Source organism: Streptomyces sp. HSW2009 (genome assembly GCF_040240285.1).
Taxonomy (GTDB): domain Bacteria; phylum Actinomycetota; class Actinomycetes; order Streptomycetales; family Streptomycetaceae; genus Streptomyces.
The window spans coordinates 1-5709 of record NZ_JBEHZD010000503.1 but is presented as its reverse complement, the minus strand read 5'-3'; the positions used below and the strand labels follow the sequence as shown (position 1 = coordinate 5709).

4 protein-coding genes are annotated in these 5709 nt (G+C 73.6%); 3 read left to right on the top strand and 1 reads right to left on the bottom strand.

Annotated features, from left to right (window positions below):
* Positions 1–249 precede the first annotated feature (249 nt).
* Positions 250–1983, bottom strand: a complete 1734-nt coding sequence (locus tag AAHZ94_RS27360) for a chitinase (RefSeq protein WP_349996103.1) — start codon at positions 1981–1983, stop codon at positions 250–252.
* 680 nt (positions 1984–2663) lie between these two features.
* On the opposite strand from AAHZ94_RS27360, the gene AAHZ94_RS27355 reads away from it, so the two are divergent.
* The 3 genes from AAHZ94_RS27355 to AAHZ94_RS27345 all read left to right on the top strand — a co-directional run.
* Positions 2664–3536: a hypothetical protein gene (locus tag AAHZ94_RS27355; RefSeq protein WP_349996101.1), complete on the top strand. Its 873-nt coding sequence runs from the start codon at positions 2664–2666 to the stop codon at positions 3534–3536.
* Between the two features lie 166 nt (positions 3537–3702).
* On the top strand, positions 3703–4416 hold the full coding sequence (gene cpaB, locus AAHZ94_RS27350) for a Flp pilus assembly protein CpaB (protein ID WP_349996099.1): 714 nt from the start codon (positions 3703–3705) through the stop codon (positions 4414–4416).
* 30 nt (positions 4417–4446) lie between these two features.
* Positions 4447–5709: CpaE/TadZ family protein (locus tag AAHZ94_RS27345; RefSeq protein ID WP_349996098.1), on the top strand; the 1263-nt coding region annotated here is incomplete at its 3' end.

Genomic DNA, 5709 nt, shown 5'->3' with positions numbered 1-5709 from the left:
CGCCCCGGGCGCGGGGGGCGCCCGCCCCCGCCCCCCCCCGGCCGGGGGGGGGGGCCCCGCCCCCCCCCCCCCCCCCCCCCCCCCCCCGCGGCGGCGGCGCCCCCCCCCCCCCACGGCCGATCGGCGGACGCCGCACGGAGCGTGCCGTGCGGCGTGGCGCCGGTGGGGACCGGCGCCCGGACGTCAGGGAAGAGCCCGCCGGGCTGGGCGCGCCCACGGCCCGAGCGGCGGGCCGTGGGCTCGTACGGGTTATGGCAGGTTGTGCACGTGCGGGCCGACCACGTTGGACCAGGCGTTGCCGGCCGTGGCGTCCCAGTTGGTGGACCAGGTCATCGCGCCGCGGATGTCCGGGTACGTGGTGGACGGCTTGAACCGGCCGCAGTTGGTGCCCTTGGCCAGGCAGTCCAGCGCGTTGTTCACCACGGTCGGGGAGACGTAGCCGCCGCCCGCGCCGCGCGTCGACGCCGGCAGGCCGAGGCCGACCTGCGAGGGCTTGAGGCCGCCCTGGAGCTGGATGCAGGCGAGCGCGGTGAGGAAGTCGACGGTGCCCTGCGAGTAGACGTTGCCGTCACAGCCGAGCATCGAACCGCTGTTGTAGTACTGCATGTTGACGACGGTCAGGATGTCCTTGATGTTCAGCGCCGTCTGGAAGTAGCCGCCGGAGGTCGACTGCATGTCGATGGTCTGCGGGGCCATCGTGATGACCAGGTCGGGGCCGGCCTTGGCGGACAGGGCCCGCAGCGCCTGGGTCATGTACGTCGGGTTGAGCCCGTTCTCCAGGTCGATGTCGACGCCGTCGAAGCCGAACTCCTGCATCTGGGCGTACAGCGAGTTCGCGAAGTTGGTCGCGGCGGCGGAGCTGTTCACCGACACCGTGCCCTTCTCGCCGCCGACCGACAGGATGACCGACTTGCCGGCCGCCTGCTTGGCCTTGATGTCGGCCTTGAACTGGGCCTCGCTGTAGTTCAGCGCCGGGTCCAGGTTGAAGTCGACGGTGCCCGGGGTGCCGGTGGCGTCCGCGAAGGCGACGGCGATGATGTCGTACTGGCTCTGGACGTCGCTGATCTTCTGGACGGTGGCGCCGTTGTTGAAGTTCTGCCAGTAGCCGGTCACGGCGTGCTTGGGCACGCTGCCGCCGCCGTCGCCGCCACCCGCGGTGGTGGTGCCGGTGACCTCGGCCGACTTGGGCGACTCACCGGCCGAGTTGGTGGCGGTCACCTGGAACTTGTACGCGGTGGAGGCCGCGAGCCCGGTCACCGTGGTGGAGGTGGCCGTGACCGCCTGTACCTTCTTGCCGTCCTGGTAGACGTTGTAGCCGCTGGCACCCTTGGTCGGGTTCCAGTTCAGCGTCACCGACGACGAGGTGGGCGCGGACGCCGCGAGGCCGGCCGGCGCCGCCGGCACCTCCTCGCCCGGCGTGCCGCCGCCGGGGCCGTTCAACTGGAGGTCGTCCGCGTGGTAGGCGGGCTGTCCGTACCAGCCGTGCGTGTAGACCGTCACCGATGTGGTGTTCGGTCCGGTGGTGAACTTGGTGCTGAGCTGCTTCCAGTCGGAGGCCGAGGCGCTCCAGGTGGAGACGTCCGTGGTGCCGGTGCCGCTGGCGCCCAGGTAGACGTAGCCGCCCTGCACCCAGCCGCTCAGCTCGTACGCCGAGTTGGGGAGCACGCTGACGGTCTGCGAGCAGCGGGCCTGGGCGGCGCCGGCCGGGGGCGCCTTCAGCGAACCGGTGCCGGCGTGCACCGGGGTGGTGGCGGCGCTGCCGCTGCCGCCCGAACACGTCCAGCCGTTCAACCCCGACTCGAAGCCGGGGTTCTGGATGAGGTTGGGCTCGGCGGCGGCTTGGGCGCCGCTGCCGCCGAGCGCGACGATCGCCGAGGCGGCGAGGGCGGACGCGGCTGCTGACGCCAGCCCCCGGTTGATCCGCCTGCGGCCGGTGGGCCACCGTCTGCCTCTGTCGTACCTGCTACGTGGTGCACGGTCCACGACTGCCTCCGTGGGGAAGTGTGGGAGGAGGGGCTTGGGAAGGGTGGCCACCGCTTGGCGTGAGACTGGTCCAGACCAATGCCCTTGTCAAGGGTGTGCGCAGCCCCGATTGCCGGTCAGTTCACCTCGGGAGGTGACCGGAAGGGCAGGTCGCGGGCCCTGCGCGGTCCCCTGTGCGACCTCTGTGCGCGACCTGTGCGGCCGGCTTTCGAAGCGTCGTGCGGGCTGGTGCGCGGGACCGTGCGGCGGCTGGATCGATCCGCTTTCGGTGGCTGAACTCCGTTCCTTGCGCGTCGAGTTCGCTCCGTGGCGTACGGGCGCCCGACGGCGAGTTCGTACGGGCCTGACGGCCGGTTCGCACGGTCCGGCAGCCGACTCGTGCCGGGGCCCGGAGTCGGCGCGCACGGGCCCGGGGACCGACTCGGGCACGGGGTCGGAGGGTCGGCGGGTACCGGGGCCGGGGAGGCCGGTTCATGACGGGTGCGGCGGCCCCGCGTGAACTCCCGGTGCCGAGCCCCGTGATAACCCCGGTGACCTGTTCTCAGCCGCCGCAATCGTGGCTAAAGTGCTGAGTCATCTGTACGGGGAAGTAGCGGACGGTTCCGGTCCGTGACGAGCGTGCCGCGCCCACCGCGGCGCCCGACGTGGAGGGCGGGGGCCCGGAGTGGACGGGAGCTGACGTGACCACCGCCATTGCCGTCACCGGCCCCGAGTTGGTGCTGCCGCCGCCGGACGCGCTCACCCCGTCCGCGGTCGTGCTGCGGCCCCCCGAGAGCCAGCCGCTCGAAGCTGCCGTCGCCGACCTCGCCACCCTCCTCGACCAGCAGGGATATCTGATCGCGCTCTATCCGGCGGCCTCCCCGCCGGAGCTGGTGCGCCGACTGCACACGATGCGCGCGGTCCTGGAGAGCGACCGGATCGCCCTGCTCCCGCTCGACCTGCCGCCGCTGGCCGTTGCGGTCCTGGCCCGCCAGTTACGGCAGCTCTCGGTCGCCGACTTCAGCCCCGGCGTGCTGGCCTGCGCCGCCCGGCTGCTCACCCACTACGTCTACGCCGGCGCTCAACTGGCCAGCGTCGCACGCCTTGACCGGGTCCACGTCGGCATGGGCGCCCACCTGCGGTCCTGGGTGCCCGGCGCACAGTTCGGCGTGCTCACCCACCCGGCCCGGCACCTGGTGGCCGTCGGCCGCGACGACCCGCCGCCCGCCCCCGGCTTCACCACCCAGCTCACCGTCGCCCGTGGCCAGACCCACACCGAGTGGGTCACCGGGACGCTCGCCGCCGCCTGGCGGGTCAGCGGCGTGCAGGAGGTGCCGCTGCCGGCCGAGTCGGCCCGCTGGTGGGGCACCTCGCGGGTGACCGAGTTCGCCGCGGCCATCCCCGACCCGACCGTCCTCTACCAACTCGTCGCCTCCGTCCGCAGGGAAGAGTGCCACTGGTGCGGGCTCGAACTCATCGGCGACCGCTGCGCGTTCTGCTCCGCGCCGCTGCTGCGCGACGAGGAACCCCGCGCCCTGACCGCCCCCGCCCGACCCGCGCTGGCTGCCCGTTGACCAGCCAGGACACCCCGCCCGACGGCCCCGAAGCCGTGCGCCTAAGCCCCGGGCGGCACGCCGCGGCCGGCCAGCACGCGCGCCCCGCCCACCCGGCCGCGCACCCCGCCCACCCGGGCCGGGGCCGACCCCGCCACCCCGCCCCCGAACGAGGTCCCAGGTCTTCATGAATGCACGCCAGCGCCGCGGAGTCATCCTCCTGGTCCTGTCGGTCCTGTGCGCCGTCGGCGCGTTCGTCGGAGTGCTCTCCGTCATCAACGACGTGGAGTCCAAGGTCGGCCCGGAGACCACCGCGTACCGGCTGAAGTCCGACGTACCGGCCTACCAGGCGCTGGACGCCGGCGCGTTCGAGAAGGTCTCGATGCCCGAGCGGTGGCTGCCCGACACCGCCGTCACCGACCTCGAAGACCTCCGCGGCAAGATCGCCGTCACCCCGCTGCGGAAGGGCTCGCTGCTCCAGGCCGACATGATCGTCGAGCGGCCGGCGCTCAAGGCGGGGCAGCAGGAGATCGCCATCATGATCGACGCGGCCACCGGCGTCGCCGGCAAGATCAACCCCGGGGCGCGGGTCAACATCTTCGCCACCTTCGACGGCGAACGCGAGGGCGCCAAGCCGGTCTCCAAGGTGATCGTCGCCGGCGCCCGGGTCATCGACGTCGGCAAGCTCACCTCGCTGGACTCGGACGGCGACGCCCGGGACCGCAAGCGCCGCGAGACCGAGGCGGTGCCCATCACCTTCGCCCTCGGCACCGCCGACGCCCAGCGCGTCGCGTACGCGGAGTCCTTCGCCTCCCACGTACGGCTCGCCCTCATCGCGCCCGGCAGCGAACCGGACATCGCACCGGGCGACCGCACCTACACCCTCGATGGCGACCGGTAGCGGCCAGGAGAAGTTGGAGGTGGTGGCTGGATGACGATCAGAATCCTCCCGACGGTCGCGGACCCGGAGCTGGCCAGGGCGCTCGGCGGGCTGCTGAGCCAACTCCCGGGCGTCGAGCCGTTCCCGGCGCTCGCCGACTCGACCGCGCTGGTCGACACGCTCGCCGCCCTGGCCGGCGCCTCGATCGAAGAGCTGCCCGAGGTGGTCCTGGTCCACGAGCACATCGGCCCGCTGCCCGCGCTCGAACTGGTCAGGGAGGTCGCGCTGCGCTTCCCCGCGGTCGGCGTGGTCCTGGTGACCGCGGACGCCGGGCCCGCGCTGTACTCGGCGGCCATGGACGCCGGCGCCCGCGGCATCTGTGCCCTGCCCCCCTCGTACGACGAACTCGCCGCCCGCACCCAGGCCGCGGCCCAGTGGGCGGTGGGTGTACGGCGCCACCTCGGCGGCTCGGGCGAGGCGCGGGCCGCAGGGCCCGGCGGCCACCTGATCACCGTCGCCGGCGCCAAGGGCGGCGTCGGCACCACGCTGACCGCGGTGCAACTCGCGCTCGCCGCGCAGGCCGCGGGGCGCCGCGTGGTCCTGGTCGACATGGACCTCCAGGCCGGTGACGTCGCCTCCTACCTGGACGTACAGTTCCGCCGCTCGATCGCGGACCTCGCGCAGATCAGCGACATCACGCCGCGGGTGCTCCAGGAGGCCGTCTTCCAGCACCCCAGCGGCGTCGGCCTGCTGCTCGCGCCCGGCGAGGGCGAGCGCGGCGAGGAGGTCACCGACCTGGTCGCCCGGCAGGCCATGACGGCGCTGCGGTCCCGGTACGACCTGGTCGTCGTCGACTGCGGCACCCAGATGACCTCGGCGGGCTCAGCGGCCATCGAAATGGCCGACCGCGCGCTGCTGGTCGTCACGCCCGACGTGGTCGCGGTGCGGGCCGCCAAGCGGATGGCACGGCTGTGGGACCGGCTCCAGATCCGCAAGGCCGAGGAGACCCACACCCTGGTCAACCGGTACACCCGCAGCGGCGAGATCCAGCCGGGCCTGATCGAGCGGGCCACCGGCACCCGGGCGCTGCGCACCACGGTGCCGGCCGCGTTCAAGGAGCTCCAGCCGGCCGTGGACTCCGGCCGGATGCAGGACCTGGACGCCAAGTCGACGGTCAAACAGGCGCTGTGGACGCTCGCCGGCGAACTCGGCCTCACCGACGGCGGCCAGGCCCAGCAGGGCGGCGCCCGGCACGGCAGGACCGGCGGCGCCGACCGCTCCGGCGGCGGGCTGCGCAAGCGGCGCGCGCTGACC

Excerpts from the sequence above, each read along its gene's own strand:
- cpaB (WP_349996099.1), top strand. The coding sequence starts at position 3,703 with ATGAATGCACGCCAGCGCCGCGGAGTCATCCTCCTGGTCCTGTCGGTC.